This is a genomic window from Sphingobacterium humi, from assembly GCF_009768885.1.
GTDB lineage: Bacteria > Bacteroidota > Bacteroidia > Sphingobacteriales > Sphingobacteriaceae > Sphingobacterium > Sphingobacterium humi.
Genome location: NZ_WSQA01000003.1, coordinates 338,000 through 357,206, shown reverse-complemented (window position 1 = coordinate 357,206; position 19,207 = coordinate 338,000). Strand labels below are relative to the sequence as shown.

The 19,207-nt window shown below is 44.9% G+C and carries 21 protein-coding genes; 14 read left to right on the top strand and 7 right to left on the bottom strand.

Annotation, left to right across the window (positions count from 1 at the left end; genetic code table 11):
• Positions 1-134 precede the first annotated feature (134 nt).
• Positions 135-419 (bottom strand): hypothetical protein, encoded by a 285-nt coding sequence (locus tag GQF63_RS05700; protein ID WP_160368170.1) that lies wholly within the window; start codon positions 417-419, stop codon positions 135-137.
• 135 nt (positions 420-554) lie between these two features.
• On the bottom strand, positions 555-1,901 hold the full coding sequence (locus tag GQF63_RS05695; RefSeq protein ID WP_160368169.1) for an OmpA family protein: 1,347 nt from the start codon (positions 1,899-1,901) through the stop codon (positions 555-557).
• A gap of 126 nt (positions 1,902-2,027) precedes the next feature.
• Between GQF63_RS05695 and GQF63_RS05690 the strand changes: the two genes are divergently transcribed.
• Positions 2,028-3,443 carry an alkaline phosphatase gene (locus GQF63_RS05690; RefSeq protein WP_160368167.1) on the top strand — a complete coding sequence of 472 codons (1,416 nt, stop codon included), beginning with the start codon at positions 2,028-2,030 and terminating at the stop codon, positions 3,441-3,443.
• A 75-nt stretch (positions 3,444-3,518) separates the two neighbouring features.
• Here the strand turns inward: GQF63_RS05690 and GQF63_RS05685 are convergent, their stop codons facing one another.
• Complete coding sequence (locus GQF63_RS05685; protein WP_160368166.1) at positions 3,519-4,238, bottom strand: pirin family protein; 720 nt, start codon at positions 4,236-4,238, stop codon at positions 3,519-3,521.
• Between the two features lie 78 nt (positions 4,239-4,316).
• The gene (gene radC / locus GQF63_RS05680; RefSeq protein WP_160368165.1) at positions 4,317-5,006 is read right to left on the bottom strand and encodes a RadC family protein; all 690 of its coding nucleotides are present in this window, start codon (positions 5,004-5,006) and stop codon (positions 4,317-4,319) included.
• Positions 5,007-5,156: 150 nt separating this feature from the next.
• Between radC and GQF63_RS05675 the strand changes: the two genes are divergently transcribed.
• From GQF63_RS05675 to GQF63_RS05635, 9 genes are all read left to right on the top strand, one after another.
• Positions 5,157-5,615, top strand: coding sequence for a peptidylprolyl isomerase (locus GQF63_RS05675; RefSeq protein ID WP_160368163.1), 459 nt, complete (start codon positions 5,157-5,159; stop codon positions 5,613-5,615).
• A gap of 13 nt (positions 5,616-5,628) precedes the next feature.
• Positions 5,629-6,033, top strand: coding sequence for a DUF5606 family protein (locus GQF63_RS05670; protein WP_160368161.1), 405 nt, complete (start codon positions 5,629-5,631; stop codon positions 6,031-6,033).
• A 181-nt stretch (positions 6,034-6,214) separates the two neighbouring features.
• Entirely contained in the window at positions 6,215-7,318 is a 1,104-nt protein-coding gene (locus GQF63_RS05665; RefSeq protein ID WP_160368159.1) for a DUF695 domain-containing protein, read from the top strand.
• A gap of 3 nt (positions 7,319-7,321) precedes the next feature.
• A complete protein-coding gene (locus GQF63_RS05660) occupies positions 7,322-7,786 on the top strand; it encodes a GNAT family N-acetyltransferase (protein ID WP_160368158.1) in 465 nt (154 codons plus the stop codon).
• 38 nt (positions 7,787-7,824) lie between these two features.
• Positions 7,825-8,445, top strand: a complete 621-nt coding sequence (locus GQF63_RS05655) for a DUF3267 domain-containing protein (protein WP_160368156.1) — start codon at positions 7,825-7,827, stop codon at positions 8,443-8,445.
• Between the two features lie 87 nt (positions 8,446-8,532).
• Complete coding sequence (locus GQF63_RS05650; protein WP_160368154.1) at positions 8,533-9,171, top strand: methyltransferase domain-containing protein; 639 nt, start codon at positions 8,533-8,535, stop codon at positions 9,169-9,171.
• Between the two features lie 24 nt (positions 9,172-9,195).
• A complete protein-coding gene (locus GQF63_RS05645; protein ID WP_160368153.1) occupies positions 9,196-9,585 on the top strand; it encodes a hypothetical protein in 390 nt (129 codons plus the stop codon).
• 81 nt (positions 9,586-9,666) lie between these two features.
• On the top strand, positions 9,667-10,530 hold the full coding sequence (locus GQF63_RS05640; RefSeq protein WP_160368152.1) for a DUF3347 domain-containing protein: 864 nt from the start codon (positions 9,667-9,669) through the stop codon (positions 10,528-10,530).
• Positions 10,531-10,566: 36 nt separating this feature from the next.
• Complete coding sequence (locus GQF63_RS05635; protein ID WP_160368151.1) at positions 10,567-12,882, top strand: multicopper oxidase domain-containing protein; 2,316 nt, start codon at positions 10,567-10,569, stop codon at positions 12,880-12,882.
• Between the two features lie 63 nt (positions 12,883-12,945).
• Here GQF63_RS05635 and GQF63_RS05630 read toward each other — a convergent pair whose 3' ends face one another.
• A complete protein-coding gene (locus GQF63_RS05630) occupies positions 12,946-13,392 on the bottom strand; it encodes a DoxX family protein (protein WP_160368150.1) in 447 nt (148 codons plus the stop codon).
• Between the two features lie 159 nt (positions 13,393-13,551).
• On the opposite strand from GQF63_RS05630, the gene GQF63_RS05625 reads away from it, so the two are divergent.
• The 3 genes from GQF63_RS05625 to GQF63_RS05615 are packed head-to-tail and all read left to right on the top strand — an operon-like array spanning position 13,552 to position 17,190.
• Positions 13,552-14,337, top strand: a complete 786-nt coding sequence (locus GQF63_RS05625; protein ID WP_160368149.1) for an N-formylglutamate amidohydrolase — start codon at positions 13,552-13,554, stop codon at positions 14,335-14,337.
• On the top strand, positions 14,321-16,153 hold the full coding sequence (locus GQF63_RS05620; protein ID WP_160368148.1) for a peptidase MATCAP family protein: 1,833 nt from the start codon (positions 14,321-14,323) through the stop codon (positions 16,151-16,153). Before GQF63_RS05625 ends, GQF63_RS05620 begins: the two co-directional genes overlap by 17 nt.
• Before the next feature lie 23 nt (positions 16,154-16,176).
• A complete protein-coding gene (locus GQF63_RS05615; protein WP_160368146.1) occupies positions 16,177-17,190 on the top strand; it encodes an ATP-grasp domain-containing protein in 1,014 nt (337 codons plus the stop codon).
• Between the two features lie 9 nt (positions 17,191-17,199).
• On the opposite strand, the gene GQF63_RS05610 is transcribed toward GQF63_RS05615, so the two are convergent.
• Complete coding sequence (locus GQF63_RS05610; protein ID WP_160368145.1) at positions 17,200-18,174, bottom strand: YihY/virulence factor BrkB family protein; 975 nt, start codon at positions 18,172-18,174, stop codon at positions 17,200-17,202.
• Positions 18,175-18,245: 71 nt separating this feature from the next.
• Positions 18,246-18,929: a DUF421 domain-containing protein gene (locus GQF63_RS05605; protein WP_160368143.1), complete on the bottom strand. Its 684-nt coding sequence runs from the start codon at positions 18,927-18,929 to the stop codon at positions 18,246-18,248.
• 114 nt (positions 18,930-19,043) lie between these two features.
• Between GQF63_RS05605 and GQF63_RS05600 the strand changes: the two genes are divergently transcribed.
• On the top strand, positions 19,044-19,196 hold the full coding sequence (locus GQF63_RS05600; RefSeq protein WP_160368142.1) for a hypothetical protein: 153 nt from the start codon (positions 19,044-19,046) through the stop codon (positions 19,194-19,196).
• The last annotated feature ends 11 nt before the right edge of the window (positions 19,197-19,207 follow it).

Genomic DNA, 19,207 nt, shown 5'->3' with positions numbered 1-19,207 from the left:
TTTCAAACCCTTTTGCAAAGGGTTGTGATTGGGCTGTGGATGGGTTGAATATGGCTTTTGCAAAAAGGCAAAAATTGGGTGTTTCCAAAGCGGTTTTAGGCTAGGTTGCTGGGGAGAATAGCGTAGGGATGTTCTTAAGAAAAAATAGGTTGCAGGAACTGATATTCCAGGGTTGGGTCTTGGGCTATGCTTTCGGCGATTTCTTGGATATCGGCTTGGGAAATGCGGTTCTGGAAGCCGGCATTAAACAGCTGGGTCAGGAATTGGGCGGCCTCTCGTTTATCGGCAGGCTTAAGTAAGGAGCTACCGACATAAAAGTTCAATACAGACACGGCATAATCGCCATAACTATCGAAAGATAGGCTTAGCTTATTTTGCTTGAGGTGTTGCAGGAATTTTTCAAAATCCCCTTGTATCATATTTTTTTGTGCGGCAGTCAGCATGCCACAAAAGTAAGCAATAGCAGGAAATAGGCAAGGATAAAAAAAATCGGCATGCGCGATAACGTAAAACGTTTGGCATGCCGAAAAACTTAATTAGAAATAGATTCTTTATTATTTTCTCACCGAGATAGATACTCTTCTATCTTTAATGCGATCAGATTCTGGAGCCGACGCATCGAATTTTGCTAAAGAAGAACCATAGCCTTCTGTTTCGGCAACACGATCGCCTACGCCTAATTTATCGAGTTCCGCTTTCACCGCATTGGCGCGGTCGGTTGATAATTTTTTGTTCAAGTCTTCGTTTCCGGTTTTATCGGTATAACCACCAATTTTCACTTTCACATCCGGAAACACCTTTAAGATCGCAACTAAATTATTCAACTGGGTCTGACTTTCCGGCGTAATGGTTGCTGTTCCGGTTTCAAAATTCAAATTATCGAAATCAAACCATCTATTTTTCAGCTCTTCATCCGATAGGGCTTTGTAATCGCTGTTTAAGAAGGTTACCAACTGATCTTCAATACCACCTTTGTAGGCATTTAGGGTGCTGTTATCAGGCAAAGTCACCATGATACTCTCACGTACTGGCGCGGTATCAATCGTAGTATCCTGCATGGTATCAACCGGTACTACGCTGGTAGTCATGGTATCGGTTGTGGTCGTACTGTCTTCGCGGCTACAGCCTTTCCCGAACAAGAACCATAAAAGCAGTAAAAGGATTGGAATTAGCAGCCACCATAACCCGGCGCCACGTTTTGGTTCCTCATCGCGTATGGTTGCTACGGGGCGTTCCGGCTCTACATGGCTTGCTCTTGGTGGAATAGGAATAATCGGATCGTCCACAACCACATCCTTAACCGGATCGATAACTGGCTCACTCGGCTCTACCGGATGTACAGGTCGGCCGGTCACGATATCTGGATCTGCCAATAGCGACGAGCCCAAGGCTCCTAAATTCAATCCCGATGGCAATGCCGCCAGGAAATCGGATTTATTCTGATCGAGTAAGCTGGAAATCCGGTTTTGGTCCCAGTTGGTTCCATTGGAAGTCAAGGCACCAACAACGGCAGGCAATGCCGATTTAAAAAGCTTGCTCACCATCCCTGAATTCGTATGTAGAAATCCGGAGATCGAGCTGATCACTTGGTCTAAACCGCCCCCAAAAATGGAACCTAGCAAATGGTTGCTTTTTTCCGATTCGCCACCTTCAATACTGGCATTAGACCATAAAGAACTAATATTTGAAAAGTCGACTTGCGAGAAATGTTGTTTTAACACATCAAAAATACCGCTCTGCTCCGTAGAGGATTTTCCTTGTAGCCCTAAGAATAAGGATGGAATAACGGCATCCAAACCCTGACGAACTTGATCGGAGGATGCACCCTCCTGCGTAGCGATATGCTCAAAAACCTGATCGTTAAAATACGACCGTGCGGTTGTCAATAAACTGTTTTCCATATTGTTTAAAATTGATATAACACAATAACAGCTATGTAAAATTTTTGTTTGCTTTCGCTCTTCATTTAAATTAATATTATATTAACATCCTTACCGTATTTTTGTAATTAACCAAATTCAATACACATGATTAAAAGAAGTATCAGCTTCGCACTCGCATTGGTATTATGCGTCGGATTAAGTTTTGGACAAAATAACCCAAAGTATATTTTTTACTTAATTGGTGATGGTATGGGTTTAAATCAGGTGCATGCTGCCGAAGTATTCTTGGCAAGCCAGCAACAGAAAAACACGACCGTACCTATGGTATTCAGCACCTTTCCGGTGGCTAGCCATGCCACTTCCCATTCCCTTTCTCATGGAGTGACCGACTCGGGAGCAGGAGGTACAGCCTTAGCTGTAGGCTTTAAAACTAAGAATGGCGTGATCGGGATGGACAGCGCTGGTGTTAAATCCTACAAAAGTATTGCCTACATGGCGAAAGAAAAAGGAATGAAAGTGGGCATCACCACCAGTGTGAGCATTGACCACGCCACACCTGCTTCTTTCTATGCCAACCAAAAAGACCGCAACATGTATTATGAAATCGGTCAGGATATCATTAAATCGAATTTCGACTTCTTCGGGGGTTCAGGTTTCTTAAAACCGGAAACCAACGCCAAGAAAGAAACCGTAGCACCGCTTTATCCACAATTGGAAAAAGCAGGTTATACCCTACTTTACGGCATGAAAGATTTCAATCAGGTGAAAAAAGGACAAAATAAATTAATCCTGATGAACGATAAAGGCACGCCAGCAAGCTCTTTAAAATTTGCAATCGACCAGAAACAAGGCGATATGAACTTAGCGAATATTACAGAGGCCGCTATTAAAACCTTAAGCCAAGGCAAACAAGGCTTCTTTTTAATGGTGGAGGGTGGAAAAATTGACTGGGCATGTCATGCAAATGATGGTGCTTCGGCCATCCACGAGGTATTAGACTTCAACAAAGCGGTAGAAAAAGCCTATGAATTCTATAAAAAACACCCGAAAGAAACCCTGATTATTGTGACGGCAGACCATGAAACAGGTGGTTTAGGCGTTGGCAATGGCGGATCGACTTTACGCTTGGGACAAATTGCTTCCCAAAAGATTTCGCAAGAAGAGCTTTCAGCAAAAATTAATGAGCTTCGTAAAAACTCGCCGAATGCGACTTGGGAAGACGTGAAAAACTTAATCAGCACAGAAACAGGCTTATGGACTAAGGTGAAAGCCGATGAAGCGGAAATTAAAGCCGCTTATGAAAAGAGCTTCATCAACCATCAGAACGAAACCAGCAAAAGCTTATACGCAACCATTGATAAAATTGCTTCCTTAAGCATCAATGCGTTAAATAAAGCGTCTTCTTTAAGCTGGGCATCAGGAAGCCACTCGGCAGCCTATATTCCTATCTTCGCTATTGGCGTTGGTGCAGAGAAATTCAGCCACAAAATGGATAATGTCGATATTCCTAGAACGGTAGCCGAAATTGCCGGTTGGAAATTTGATGAATTAACCTACTAAAACAAACATAAAAATAGAGACCTGCCGAAACAGGTCTCTATTTTTTTTGGCCAAAGGCCTATATTGCGATGCAGGTTATGAAAACACAACCGGCACTTCCATTAATAAGAATTCGGCCTTACTTAAGGCTTTTATAGCAAGGTGCTTTTCGCCCATGATGCCTAAGCCATCACGGCTATGCAGGGTTTGATTGCCCACCTGCACATCCCCACTTAGCACGAAAACATACAAGCCATGTTCCGGGTTTTTCAACACATATTCACGGGTATAATCAGCGTCAAACTTCGCCAAATGAAACCAAGCCTGCTGATGTATCCAAACACCTTCATCGGAAGCATCCGGCGACAGAATCTGCAAGAAGTTGTTATGCGCCTTATCCATGTCTATGGCCTGCTGATCATAGCGGGGTTCTACATTTTGCTTGTCGGGGATAACCCAGATCTGTAAGAACTTTACCGGTTCTGTTTCCGAATGGTTAAACTCGCTATGCTCAATGCCGGTTCCGGCACTCATCACCTGAATATCACCTTGTTTTATAACCGATCCATTCCCCATGCTATCGTTATGCGCCAATTCGCCTTGTAAAGGAATGGAGATAATTTCCATATTGCTGTGCGGATGTTTGCCAAAGCCCATGCCTGGCGCTACTTGATCATCATTAAGAACGCGCAGGGCGCCAAAGTTCATGCGTTCAGCATCCATATAGCCGCCAAAGCTGAAGGTATGTTTCGATTGTAACCAACCGTGGTTTGCTACGCCTCGCGAAGCTGCCGGGTGATAATTATATTTTGCCATCTTTCTTTCCTTTTATTTATAACACAAAGATTGGGCAATCTGTTTACTCCTGCATTGATATAGGATAAGAACGTATCCTTACAGCAGTCCTTCATCGCGAAAGGAAAAATAAGATTGATCGGTGAATATCAAATGGTCGTGGATATGGATATCCATGGTTTGTGCGGCAAGCACAATTTTCTTGGTCAAGACTTTATCGGCCTGGCTGGGGCTTAGGGTGCCGGAAGGGTGATTGTGGACGAGGATAATGGAATTTGCTTTGTTCAACAAGGCATGGCGCAGAATCAGGCGCACATCAACCGGTGTAAAATCATTGCCGCCACGCCCGATAACCTGCTCATCGAGCACCTTGCAGGCCGGGTTTAGGTAAAGACACCAGAACTCTTCATGGCTCAAATCTTGCAATTGCTGCCTGAAATACTCATACACCTTTTTGCTGGAATTCAATTGTGGTTTTTCTTCGGCTGCCGCCTCCTGCCGACGACGGCCAAGTTCCAAAGCTGCAATAATGCTGATGGCCTTGGCCGGGCCTATGCCCTTAAACTTGCATAAATCTTGCACTTCTAATCGCGAGAGGGCCAAGAGGCTATGTTTTACACTGGCCAGCAAGCGCTGGCAGAGGCTTACAGCACTTTCATGGCTGCTTCCTGATCCGACGACAATGGCTAACAATTCGGCATCGCTTACCGCGCGGCGGCCTTGCTGCATCAGCTTCTCCCGCGGCCGATCGGCAGCTGACCATTCCCGAATGACCATTTTCTCCCGCATAGGGTATCTTCTTGATTAACAAAGGATTCTGCTTAAATATACAAAATATAGCCCATATAAAAACGCCTGAATGTGAACAACTTATCCAGACAACTTCCTATTTTAGGGAGAAACCTTATCTTTGTATCTTATTTCTAATAAATAGAATTTATGAGTAAAGCAATTATCAAAACGGAAAAAGGTGACATGACTGTGCAGTTCTACACAGAAGATGCTCCAAATACAGTAGCAAACTTTATTAAATTGGCAAAATCTGGATACTACGATGGATTAACGTTCCACCGTGTTATTCCTGATTTCGTAATCCAAGGCGGATGCCCGAATACACGCGAAGGCGCATCTGGCATGCCAGGTACAGGTGGCCCAGGATATAAAATCGACTGTGAATTGGATGGCAACAACCAACATCATGACCGTGGTGTATTGTCGATGGCGCATGCTGGACGCAATACCGGAGGCTCACAATTCTTTATTTGCCACAGCCGTAACAATACCGCACACCTAGACAGAAACCACACTTGCTTCGGGAAAGTGATTGAAAACGTAGATATCGTAGATGATATCCGCCAAGGCGACCGCATCTTAGGGATAGAAGTTATTGAAGATTAAGCATAACGAACATATGAATTTAAGAGGATTAGTATCCGTAACAGGAAAACCAGGATTGTTTAAATTAGTAGGTCAGAACAAAGGTGGCTTTATTCTAGAATCTTTGGATAAAGCGAAAATCAAAACCGTTGTTAATTTATCGACCACTAAAATGGCAACATTGGAAGATATTACCATTTATGGTGAAGAAGAAGAAATCCGTTTATTGGATGTATTCGAAGCAATTAAAGCCAATGGCGGCAACACCGTTGATGTGAAAGCCGACGGCAACACCCTGCGTGATTTCTTCCGTGAAGTAGCACCTGGACACGATGAGTCTAGAGTATATACCTCGGATATTAAAAAAGTAATTTCCTGGTACAACATCATTAAAGAATTACCTTTATTCGAAGAGGAAGCTCCTGCGCCTCTAGCATAAAGAAACGATACAGAAAGGGCCTTTGCGTGCAAAGGCCCTTTTTTCATGCGCGTATCCCAAGGTTAGCCCCTCAATAACCTTTCCTTTCCCATAAAAAACGGATAATAACCTCAAAACTATAGGCTTAGAACGCAAAATTCTATTAAATTTGTTTAGAGAACTCCGGCATTAAACCAACAGTATGAGCATATTCAATAAGATTTTTAAAAGCAGCAACTCCCCTAAGAAAGACGTAAAAACAATTAAGGATTTTTGGGAATGGTTCGTACAGGAGGAAGCGCGGTTTTATAAAGCTATTCAACAGGGTGATCGTATTGAAGAGGATTTTTTCATTTTCCTATCGGAAAAACTGGCCAAACTAAACGAGCGTATTTTCTTTCTCGTAGGCATGGAAAAGAAAACTAAAATCGCCGAATTGATCTTGACCCCTGATGCCGTCGTTAAAAATATCGCCTTTATTGAAGATTTAATTGCCGCAGCGCCTAACTTACCAAATTGGAAATTTACAGCCCTAAAGCAAGCCTCCGATATAGACTCCTTCGAGATTCGTATGGGCGATATGCTGTATAACAAAGAAAACATCAACTTCTACCCCATTGAACATAGTGCCTACCCCGACCAAATAGACTTGGTGATGGTGTATGATCATTACGATGAAAACCGACATCATGAAATCTATAACGGCGTTTGCATCTATTTAGACAATGTGCTGGGGGAATACAAATCCATCACCATGATTGATAACCTCAGTGTGTGTGGACCGGCAACAGACCTGCCGGAATTGATTTCCATCGATAAATTAGAAGCTTACCTCACCTGGCGTGAGAAAGAATTCGTAGAACGCTATCACGACGTGAGACACAATAGTGCCGAGGATAGTTTCGCCTCCTTCGAAGGCAGTGTAGACGATGGCACACCCCTATATGCCATTGTAAACAACAGCATATTGCATTGGGACTATAAAGCCTCTCACCCCTGGATATTGCTGGTCATGGTGCATTACCAACCCCGCCCGGAAGATGGCTTCCCCAGTCAGGAAGAATACGAACGCTTGGAACAACTGGAGAACGACCTGATGGAAAAGCTGCCTGAGGAAGATGGCTACATCCTGGTGGTTCGGGAAACAGGAAACGGCCTCCGGGAAGTGAGCTTTGCCTGCCATGAGTTCAGAAAACCTTCTAGGGTGATGGATGCCATAACCCGGAAATATGCCCAGCAGTTTCAAATTGAATACGATATTTTCAAGGATAAATATTGGCGTACGTTTGAGAAATTTGCGGAATAGCCCATGTCTAAAAACTTGACACTAACGATCAGAAGTTATCAGGAAACGGACCTAGCGGAGGTATTAGCCATTTTCAAAAGTAACATTCCGCAGTATTTCGCGGCGGAAGAAACCCAAGATCTATTGCATTACCTAAGCCACGAACGCGAGGATTACTTGGTTTGCATCAGCGAAGGAAAGCTAATAGCTGCGGGGGGCATCAATTATACCAAGGAAAAGGGAAAGGCATACCTCAGTTGGGACTTTGTGGACCGTGAGCAGCATGGGAAGGGTATTGGCTCGGCGCTATTGGCTGAACGCTTAATTCGCATCCAACAAAAACCGGATATTTCCGAAATCGTGGTCCGTACTTCGCAGGTGGCCTGCGACTTTTACCAGAAAAAAGGATTTGTAATCAGGGAGATTCATCGTGATTATTGGGCCGAAGGATTGGATATGGTTTACATGGTATACCTTGAAGAAAAATAGGCATAGCTTAATGCAAAGAATTCTTAGTATATTAAAATATGGAATTGAACAACTACACGAAAAAGAAACTAACAATAGACCTTGTAAAAGCAAATTCATTGGGATGCTCCCTGTTTTTACCCGTTTCCCTCTTCTATATTGCACCTTTTCTGTTGCTATGGCTAGATGATTTCTCGGGCTCAAGCATTAAGCAATTCTTAACCAGTGTTTTTGAGAGTTTAGTGTCCGGTTATGGCCTGCTGCCAATTGTTCTTTTTGTGGGAGGTATTGTCCTGCATGAATTAATTCATGGTATTACCTGGTCATTCTTTGCAAAAGGGGGGCATAAAGCAATTAAATATGGTATTCTTAAAAAAATGCTAACTCCTTACTGCCATTGCAAAGAACCCCTAAAGTTAAGAGCTTATATACTTGGGGCCATGATGCCTGCCCTACTCTTGGGTTTATTACCAGGTATTATTGCTATTGCTACAGGTAGCATCGGGATGTTACTTTTCGCTATCTTCTTTACCATGGCCGCTGCCGGAGATTTTATGATTATCCAATTGCTGTGGAAACAAGATCCAGATAGTATGGTGCTCGATCATCCCTCCGAAGCCGGCTGCTATATTTATATCCCTAACCAGCCGGAAGACGCAAAAGGAACGGAGGAATCTTAGACAAACGCACGCCTATATCGCTAGCTTGACAATGCGAAGACTTAATTTTACGTTTATAATCTTATATTGCCTGCAGTAAAATCTACCATGGAAAAAGATAAATCGTTAGCTGCATTAAGAACAGCACCGGAAAGCTTTTGGAATGAACGCTGGGAAAATAATCAAACCGGATGGGATATCGGCTATGCTTCGCCAGCATTGACACAGTATATCGATGGCCTCGAAGATAAGCAGCTTCGGATTCTGATTCCGGGCTGTGGCAATGCCTATGAGGCGGCCTACCTGGTAGAAAAAGGATTTCAAGACATTTACATTATCGATATTGCGCCCTTGGCGGTAGAACGCGCCCAGCAGAAATTTAAGGAGTTGCCGCAGGTGAAAGTTATTCAAGGCGATTTCTTCCAGTTAGAAGGTACCTTCGACCTAATTCTGGAACAGACCTTCTTCTGTGCCATCGATCCGACCTTACGCCCTGCCTACGTAAAGAAAATGAAGGAACTGTTGAGTACGGAAGGTGTGCTGGCAGGCCTGTTGTTTCAGGTGGAATTTGAAAAAGCCGGCCCGCCGTTTGGGGGAAGTGCCGCAGAATATCAAGCGTTATTTCAAGAAGACTTCGATATCCTACGCATGGAAACTTGCTATAACAGCATCCCGCCACGAGCAGGCTCCGAACTGTTTATCCGGATGGCACCGAAAAAAGAATCGCAAGCTTCCCAAACTATTTAATGATATAACTGTTAGCTATAACAAATGAAACAATTTATCCTTTTCTGCGGCTTGCTATTGACGATGGTGCTTCCATCGGCGGCTTCGGCATGTCAGCATGAAAAGGAGGATACTAAAACTACACATTGTCATCTTGCCGATAGCGAAGGGAAAGATCAGGAACAGCATGCTTGCTGTCAGGATCAGCAATCGCAATCGGAACATCCACAACATCAGGAAGCCGAACAGTCTGGCTGTGCCGGACATGGGCCTTGCTGCTGCATTGCGCCGATGCTATCGACCATGCTTTTACATACTTTCTATTTTGATTTCAGTAGCCCCAGCTACCAAATCGACATAGATGAGCAAAGCATGCCGGCCTTTATTATCCCGAGCGGCTACTCCAGTATATTCATCCCGCCTAAAATAAGCTAATCCCTTCAGGAACAGCAAAACATGGAACTCATGTTGGGAAGTACCCTTTCCAATACATCTATTATTTTAAAATTTTAAGCAATGAATATTCTAAAAAGTAGCTTAGGTATCCTAAGCCTATGCTTGGCACTTTCAGGTCAGGCGCAAAATAAAACCATCCAAAACAGCAGCGCCATCGTAAATGGTAATTGTGGCATGTGCAAAAAAACCATAGAAAAAGCCGCCATTGCTGCTAAGGCGAGCAATGCGAATTGGGACGCTGATTCCAAGCAGATTACCTTTCAATATGATCCGACGAAGACTTCCGAAGAGGCTATCTTAAAGAAAATAGCCCAGGCCGGCTATGATAACCAAGGCTTTAGAGCGCCCGATGATGTGTATACCAAGCTGCATGAATGCTGTCTGTACGATCGCGATCATGAAACAGCTAGCAAAGAAACCGTGCATCATCCGCAGGGTCAAGCTACCGAGGGCCATGCGAAACATGCCGCTAGTGGCCATAATAGTGAAAGCAAGCCATTGGATGCAAGCTTCGAAGCTTATATCCAAGTGAAAAATGCCCTGACTGCCTCCGATGCTACAGCCGCAGCTAACCATGCGAAAACCCTACAACAGCAGTTGGAAAAGGTGGAAATGGCTAAGCTTGGCGAGAAAGAACATCAGGTTTGGATGCAGGTATATAAAGGCTTAATAAAGGATGCCAAGGCTATGGCCAACAGCAAAGACCTGGAAAAACAACGCCAATCCTTTACCGCACTGTCGAAGCAGTTTATCAGTTTGGCCAAATCGGCGCAAATCCAACAGCCTTTATATGTGTTGCATTGCCCCATGGCGAATGGCAATTCAGGGGCCTATTGGTTAAGCAAAGAAGAAGCGATAAAGAATCCGTATTTCGGATCGAAGATGATGAACTGTGGCGAACTAAAGGAAAAAATTCAAAACTAATCCTGCCGATTAGCTATTTAAATCGTAAGGAGACGTATGAAAAAAATAAAAACCTATCTATTGCTGGGTTTCCTGACCTTGCTAGCGCAAGCTGTACTTGCTCAGGAAGTGAAGCGTTATGACCTTTATGTTCGGGATACGCTGGTGCATTATGGCGGGAAAGCCAAGCGTGCCGTCGCGGTCAATGGCATGATTCCGATGCCGACACTCACCTTTACCCAAGGGGATACAGCGGAAATCCATGTGCATAATGAGCTGAATGAATCGACCTCGCTGCATTGGCATGGCCTCTTTCTCCCTAACCCGGAGGATGGAGTACCCTTCCTGACCCAAATGCCTATAGCACCTAAAAGTACCTATGTCTATCGCTTTCCGATTATACAACACGGTACGCATTGGTATCATAGCCACTCGGGCATGCAAGAGCAGATCGGGATGTACGGCGCGATGATCCTGAAAAAAAGGGAACAGGATCCGGGAATTCGCAAAGGCATCGACGATATTCCCGAGATTCCGATTGTCCTGAGCGAATGGACAAACCTCAACCCGCACAATGTCCATCGGATGTTGCATAATGCGAACGACTGGTTTGCTATCAAAAAAAATGCAACCCAAAGCTATGGGGAAGCCATTAAAGCCGGACATTTTAAAACTAAATTGACCAACGAATGGAAGCGAATGCTGGCCATGGATGTCAGCGATGTGTATTACGATCGCTTTCTGATCAATGGCGATAGCGAGCAGATGCTATCCCAGTTTAAGGCCGGCGATAAGGTACGCCTTCGGGTAATCAATGCCGGAGCATCCTCCTACTTCTGGCTGACCTACGCCGGAGGGAAAATAAAGGTAGTGGCGACCGATGGTAATGATGTTGAGCCTGTCGAGGTGGATCGGCTGCTGGTCGGGGTTTCGGAAACCTACGATGTGGTAGTCGAGATACCGGAAGACGGATTCGCCTATGAGTTTATGGCTACACCGGAGGATCGAACCAGCAATACATCCATCTACTTGGGCTCGGGTATCAAGCAATTGGTGAGCCCCTTGCCTACTCTCAAATACTTTGAGGGCATGAAGATGATGAATGACATGATGAAAATGAACGGCGACCTCGATGATATGGGCATGAAGATGTCTATGCAGAAAATGGACATGAACACCGTAATGTATCCGGAGATGGAAAACCAAGGCGGCATGGCAGGTATGGACCATAGCCAGCATCAAAGTCATGATAAAGGTCATGTTCAAGGGAAGCCAAAGGACAATCAGCATGGACAGCATGAGATGAAAGATAAGTCCACAATGGACCATAGCCAACATCAGCAAGGTCATGATCAGGGAATCAAAACCCTGAACTACGGCATGCTACGGGCAACTTCCCCAAGCAGCTTTCCGGACGGTACTCCCGTACGGGAGCTTAAGTTTGAACTCACCGGCAATATGAACCGCTACGTGTGGAGCATGGACAATAAGGTGCTTTCGGAAGTGGATAAAATCCCGATTAAAATGGGTGAGGTATTGCGGATTATCTTGTATAACAATTCCATGATGCGCCATCCGATGCACCTGCATGGTCATGACTTCCGCGTCATTAACGGGCAGGGCGAATATGCGCCCATGAAAAACGTATTGGATATCATGCCTATGGAAACTGATACCATTGAATTTGCTTCCAACGTACATGGTGATTGGTTCTTCCATTGCCATATCCTCTATCATATGATGGCAGGCATGAACCGCGTTTTCAGCACGGAAGATCAGCCTGCGAATCCGAAGCTTCCCAACAAAAGCTGGGGCTATCGCCAATTGCAAAAGGAAAGCAATATGCCACACTTTATGATCCAGAACGACTTTGCGACCAACGGTAATGATGGCGAGCTGATGCTGCACAATGCGCGTTGGAGCTTAACGTCCGAATGGCGATTGGGCTATCACAATAGCCACGGCTATGAGGTGGAAACTCACCTCGGACGCTATCTGGATCGCATGCAATGGTTTATGCCTTTTGTAGGATTCGACTGGCGCTATCGGGATATGAAAAAGCATGGCCCCGAGACCAATATCTTCGGACAGACAAACAGCAAGAACGAACGGGCATTGTTCTCGGTCGGATTTGCCTATATGCTGCCGATGCTGGTTCGATTCCAAGCGGAACTCTATCACGATGGGAATGTGCGCTTGCAACTAATGCGGGAGGATATTCCAGTCACAAAGCGACTCCGTGCCGGATTTATGGTCAATTCCGACAAAGAATACATGGGTGAGTTGCGCTACATCTTAACCCGACATATGGGGGTCAGAACGCATTACGATTCCGATATGGGATTAGGTGTAGGTCTCTCCCTCAATTATTAATTCCAAATAGCCTGTATGTCTCATGCAGGCTATTTTTATTTGCCCAAAACGCTATTTAATTCCTTAAATCCTACGTTTATAGCCGGGTTTATCCATTTCCTTGTCCAAGGACATCGGCCCTGAGCCTACAATAAGGAAATAGATCAGTAATAATAAAACGACCAAGGATAACCAGAACTCCGAATTCAGAAAGCTGAATCCATTGGTGATATTCACAAAGAATACCGCGCCGATTAAGATGGGAATCTGGATAGCCGAAGCCAATCGGGTGCAAAGCCCCAGGATGATAAAAATACCTCCTACCAAATGGGCAAAGACCACATAATGCACCGCTGACCAGATGGATAATTGAAAATGAGTTTGCTCGATTAAACGAGCGACCGAATCCCGGTCCATAATAAAACTAACACCTTTGGCAACAATAACAATTCCCAAGATGATACGGACAAAGTCTATCCAGCGGGGGTGATGGGCATCTCCCCAATGCTCGATGCGTTGTACTAGGTTCATAACAACCTCCTTTTTAATTGGTTACAATTTTATAACGCTGAAACAATTCAAAATAGTATTTGTTTGTTATCACTTTATTTTCGTAAGTCTTCTTATCGTAAATCAAACTATTCCGGCTTACTTTTGTTTAGTATCTAGTCGATTTCCTAAACGAAAAACATGAAGCTACTGACCACATATCATATCGAACAGGTAGATAGTCCCTTCTGGGCCTTTGCCATTCACGACGGACATCAACTGGATGAAAGCCTGCAAGCCTATCAACGGCTTTCCCCGGAGGAGCGCCTGCGGGAGGAAGATCCTTTTACTGCTGCCATGGCCGAACTGGCCATCAATCAGTTTATTGTGGGGAGCTCCCGCTTTCAACTCGACCTGAATCGCAACCTCCCCAATGCCATCTACTTACAGCCCGAGCAAGCTTGGGGATTAGACGTTTGGCACGACTTACCCGAAGATTTGTTACAGACTTTGCAAAAAGAGCATGCCCTAGTCTATCAGGAAATTGATGCCCTCATTCAGCAGACCATCGAGAGGCACGGCTATTTCTTTATCTACGATATCCACAGTTACAATGCCCAGCGCAATGGCTCGGAAGAAGAAATAGATACCGTCGCCAATCCACAGATTAATCTGGGCACCGCCTATGTGCAGCCCAAATGGCGCCCCTTAGTGGCGCATTTTCAGCAAGCCTTGCAAGATGAATTCTTATACGGAAAGGTACCGGATGTGCGGGAGAATGTTAAATTTAAGGGTGGATACCTCAACCAGTATCTCAACGCCCAATATGGCGAGCATGGCTGCGTGGTGTCCATAGAATTTAGAAAGGATTTCATGAACGAATGGACGGGTGCCCCTGATCCCAGCCGCATTACCGCCTGTAAGCAGTTGCTCATGAACTCAGTAGCCACCTTAAAGCAGTATTTTGCGTATGACCGACAAAAATAAGCCTTTACAGCGCATTCTCCACGCGATTGGCAAAGGCACGGCCATTCATTACCAGATACCCAATGTTGGAAAGTTTATTTTCAACAAGATTGTCCCTTATGTATTTATCTACCGCATCAACGATGCCGATAAAAAGGACAAGATGCTGGTTGATTTAGCCAAAACAGAAAATGCAAGCATTGTAAGTCGCTCCAGCGACTTCCCCTTAAAAGATTGGATACAGCCAATTGCGCAGAAATTAGCAGAAGAGTTTGGCGCCTGTCTTCTCATTGAGGCTTGGACAGCCGAGCCCACTCAGAAGGAAGATATCAAAGTCCATTTAGCGCAAAAAGACCTGCTGCCCTTGGCCGAGTACCTGGAGAAGAACATCCGCATGGAAGCCCCGGAAATCCGCGTAGACATTGAAAAGGAGCAAGAGATTCCGCATGCCCCGGATACCGAACAGCTGTTCTCCAAAAAAGACCTTCAAAACCGACAGATCCTTTTAATGGGCCTCTCCATCCGGCAGAACTACATCGATGAAAACGAGAATGTGCTGCCCATCCTGATCCGCATGTATCGGGAAACCCTGGCCAAGTCCTTATCCCGCCTCTTCTTCGAATTTCTTAGGGTCTATACCCATTTAAATGCGACCGCCCAGAAGATAAACTTCCATCAGGAACTCACACCGATGATGGTCGACATCGATCAGGCCTTAGCTCAGGAAACCAAGAAGTTTGATTTCCTGCTGATGGTGACCCCGCTGAATGCACATGAAGCCTGGTTGCAATTTAAGAAAGACAAATACTGGAAAACACCCAAGTTTCTCTACCGGCCCATGCATGTGGACCCGGACTTGGTGAAACGACGCTTATACAACCTGCGCATCGAAGATATTTACGACCCCACCATGGCCTATATCTTCCGCGACAAAAGGGCCGAACTGGACTCCATGATTACCATGCTGGCCGACCGTGGCAAGGACGACTTCCTACATGGCAGCTTGCAGGTCTTCGGGAATGTATCAGAGAAGCTCTATAATTCTGCGCTGGCCATCCTGATGATGACCGAACCAGAGGGCGCCCCCAAGCGCTCGGATGACATCATATCGGCCAACGACTTCGCTAAAATGGCACGCGAAGAAATCCGATACCTGCAAAAGCAAAACCCCGAATTTAACAGTCCGGTACGTGTTCGTGAGGACATCTCCGGCGTCATGGTGAATCGAGGCGCACTCAATATTTCCAAGGAATATAAGCTAACCAAAAACAGAGCTATGGCGCTTATTCAGCACGAAATAGGCACCCATGTTGTCACCTATTTCAACGGTCGGCAGCAGCCTTTAAACCTCTTTAGCCTGGGGGTTCCCGGCTATGAAGAATTGCAGGAAGGCCTTGCCGTATTGTCGGAATATATTGTGAATGGCTTAAACAACGATCGCCTGCGTATTATTGCTGCGCGCGTAATTGCCGTGCACCATATGCTACTCGGTAATACCTTTACCGATACCTTCGATCTGCTGATCGATCAATATTATTTCCAACCGGAAACCGCCTTCCAGCTCACCATGCGGGTATACCGCGGCGGCGGACTCACCAAAGATGCCCTCTACCTAAAAGGCATCATCGAACTTTTAAATTACATACAAGAAGGCCATCAGGTCGATCTGCTGATGATGGGGAAAATCCGCAAGGATTACCTCCCGATTATCAAGGATTTGCTGCAACGGGAAATTCTCATTCCTCCAGCAATTATCCCACGCTACCTATCGGCCGAATACCGCCCAAAATGGGAAGAAGTAAAACAAAAAGGATCTATTTTTAAACTCGTTGACTAAATAAAACCCAGAGAGACATACCGATGAAAATTGCATTTTTAATCAATCAGACGCATAAAGAAGAAGAAAAATTCACCACGACAATCCTGGCCCTAAAGGCCTTGGAACGTGGCCATACCGTATTGTACATCGGCCTGGCCGACTTTGTGTATGAAGATGAACATAGCATCCATGCCCATTGCCGCATCGTGCATCCGGAGGAAAAGATAGACCAAGGCAAAAAGCTGATGGAGCACCTCAAAAATGTAAAGAAAACCTTGGTAGACCTAGCTACCGTAGAGGTGCTGTGGTTGCGCTTCGACCCTACCCTAGACATGATCAACCGGCCCTGGGCGGCAGCCACAGGCATTCAATTTGCCCAACTGGTTAAGAAAAACGGTGGCTTTGTAATCAATGACCCCGACAACCTGGTGCAGGCCAACAACAAGCTCTACCTAGAGAATTTCCCCAAAGCGGTCCGCCCAAAAACCATGGTCACCCGCAACCATGAAGATGTCCTACGCTTTCTAGACGAGCAGCAAAATAAAATCATCCTCAAGCCCTTAAAAGGTTCCGGGGGCAAGAATGTCTTTATGATCAAATACGATGAGCGGCAGAACCTGAAACAAACGGTGGAAGCCATTTCCCGCGATGGCTATGTCATTGCGCAGGAATACCTGCCAGATGCCCCCAAAGGCGATATCCGCTTCTTTATGCTGGATGGTGAACCCTTAGTAGTCAATGGAAAATATGCCGCTGTGCAACGCGTACAACCCGAGAATGAAATCCGTAGCAATATTCACCAAGGCGCCACGGCCCAACATGCCGAAATCACCGAGGACATATTACATTTGGTGGGTCAGGTTTCCCAAAAATTGAAAGACGACAATATGTACTTGGTTGGCTTGGATATCGTAGGCGATAAAATCATGGAGGTCAATGTGTTTAGCCCAGGGGCTTTAGCCCATGCCATCCACTTAGAAGATGAGGATTTTGCAGGCGCTATTATTGCCGATCTGGAGGAAAGAATCGCGGTATTCTATGGAAACCGAACTTAAAGGAAAAGGTTATTTTTCAATAACCTTTTCCTCTTCTGTTAAGGGCGCAGGTGGTATCTCATCCACATTGCGCTCAATTTCTTTCACTTCTACATGTACAGCGAACACCGAAGGTTCAATAGACACCCCTTTATAGGTGGCATACTCCCGGGTAAACACCGCCCCAAAGTACAGAATGGCCGCGGTATAATAGACCCAAAGTAAGATCAGTACAATAGATCCGGCTGCCCCGTAGGTAGTTTCCGTATCTGAATTCTGCAGGTAAACCCCAATCAATAAGCGTCCAAAAATAAAGAGCACCGCCGTAAAAAGCGCCCCTGCACGCACGGTTTTCCATTTAATATTTACGTCTGGCAATACCTTAAAAATCACCGCAAAGAGCAGGAAGATAATACCGAACGTCAATAGAAAGTTAATACCATCCATCACAAAGACAGTCATATCCGGAAAATACCGCAGCAAGCGATCGGTTAAGGCCAATATAATACCATTCACCACCAAAGTTACCACCAACAGGAAGCCCAAACCAATTACCAAAGAAGAGGAAAGTAAGCGATCCATTATTATTTTCAACCAGCCCTTTTTAGGCTTGGCCCGCACATGCCATATTTTATTGATGGAATTCTGAATATCGCCAAACACCGTGGTAGCACCGATAATCAGCGTCACAATACTGATAATTAAGGCCATATTCGACTTTCCGGAAAGCTCCAGGTTCTTGATAACTTCCTGAATCTGTCGTGCTGCCGTCGGCCCCACTAGGCCATTCAACTCCGTAAAAACCTTCCCTTTAATCGCCTCTTCCCCATAGAAAATACCGGCCAATGAAATCATCAACACAAGGATGGGGCCTAAGGAAAAAATGGTGTAATAGGCTAAGGAGGCACTGTATTTTAAACTATCCTCATTTAAGAATCCCATCACAGAATTCTTCAAAATATTAAAACTATCGGTAAAGAAATTTCCTTTCTTCTTTTCTGCCATACAAATAAAATGCTTGATCTTGTAAATGAAACAGGACGGAGGGTAAATTGTTTGCGAAGGATATCAGCTGATCAATCCCTGCCCACATTAATGGCCAATGTCCAATCCCTTCTATCGCATCGCGGGCATACCGAATCTTCTGCTGCTACTCGCTCCAACACATTCCCACAAAACATACATGCAAAGGGTCCGGAATGCCGGGTAGGATCAATCTTTTCATATTGCCCCGGAAATAAGGGCAAACCATAACGGCGATCATCCTTCGGATAATAGAGTAAACTCATGGAACCATCCACTTCCAATAAAGCGGTACGCAGCTGCCCCAAATGTTCTACCGAATGGTTTCTTAATTCGGCGAAGAATTCCATTTTCGAGAAATCGCTATCGTTTTCTTTTTTAATCTCAAACATGCCATCCTTCACAATACACATGGGTTTCCCTTCTAATACCACATTAAACCAGGTCGATTTTCGGGTAAGCCAGGTCACCAGCTTATAGAACAAAATAATGGTCAGCAGCACAATAAAACCATATAGAATAGGGATATCATCTTGAAACATCGGGTCGCCGGCGGCCGATCCCATCCCCAAGATAATCGCTACTTCAAACAAGGTTAATTGGCGCACACCCCGCCGACCGGATAAACGTAATACAAGTAGGATAATCAGAAACATCAGCAAGGTACGGCTGATGATTTCCAACATAAATTCCCATTCCACACCATCGAGGATAATACTTTCAATGTTCAATCGCATATAAGATCTCCTTTGTTTCAGGTAGAAACAGTTATCCGCTCGAAAGGTTCATCTTGCTAAACTAATTTGGGCTTCACGTGTTCTATCTATACTACCCTTTAAAAGAAAAAGATCATGAGCAAGAAAGAAAAATTACAAGAAGAACAGGAAAAGAAATACCCGAAAGAAGAGGAAACGCAAACCGATGTAGAACAAGACACCGGGAAAAGGCCGGAGAAGGATACCAACCCGCTACCGCCCAACCCAAATAAAGTAGATGATCATTAACGATCATCTCT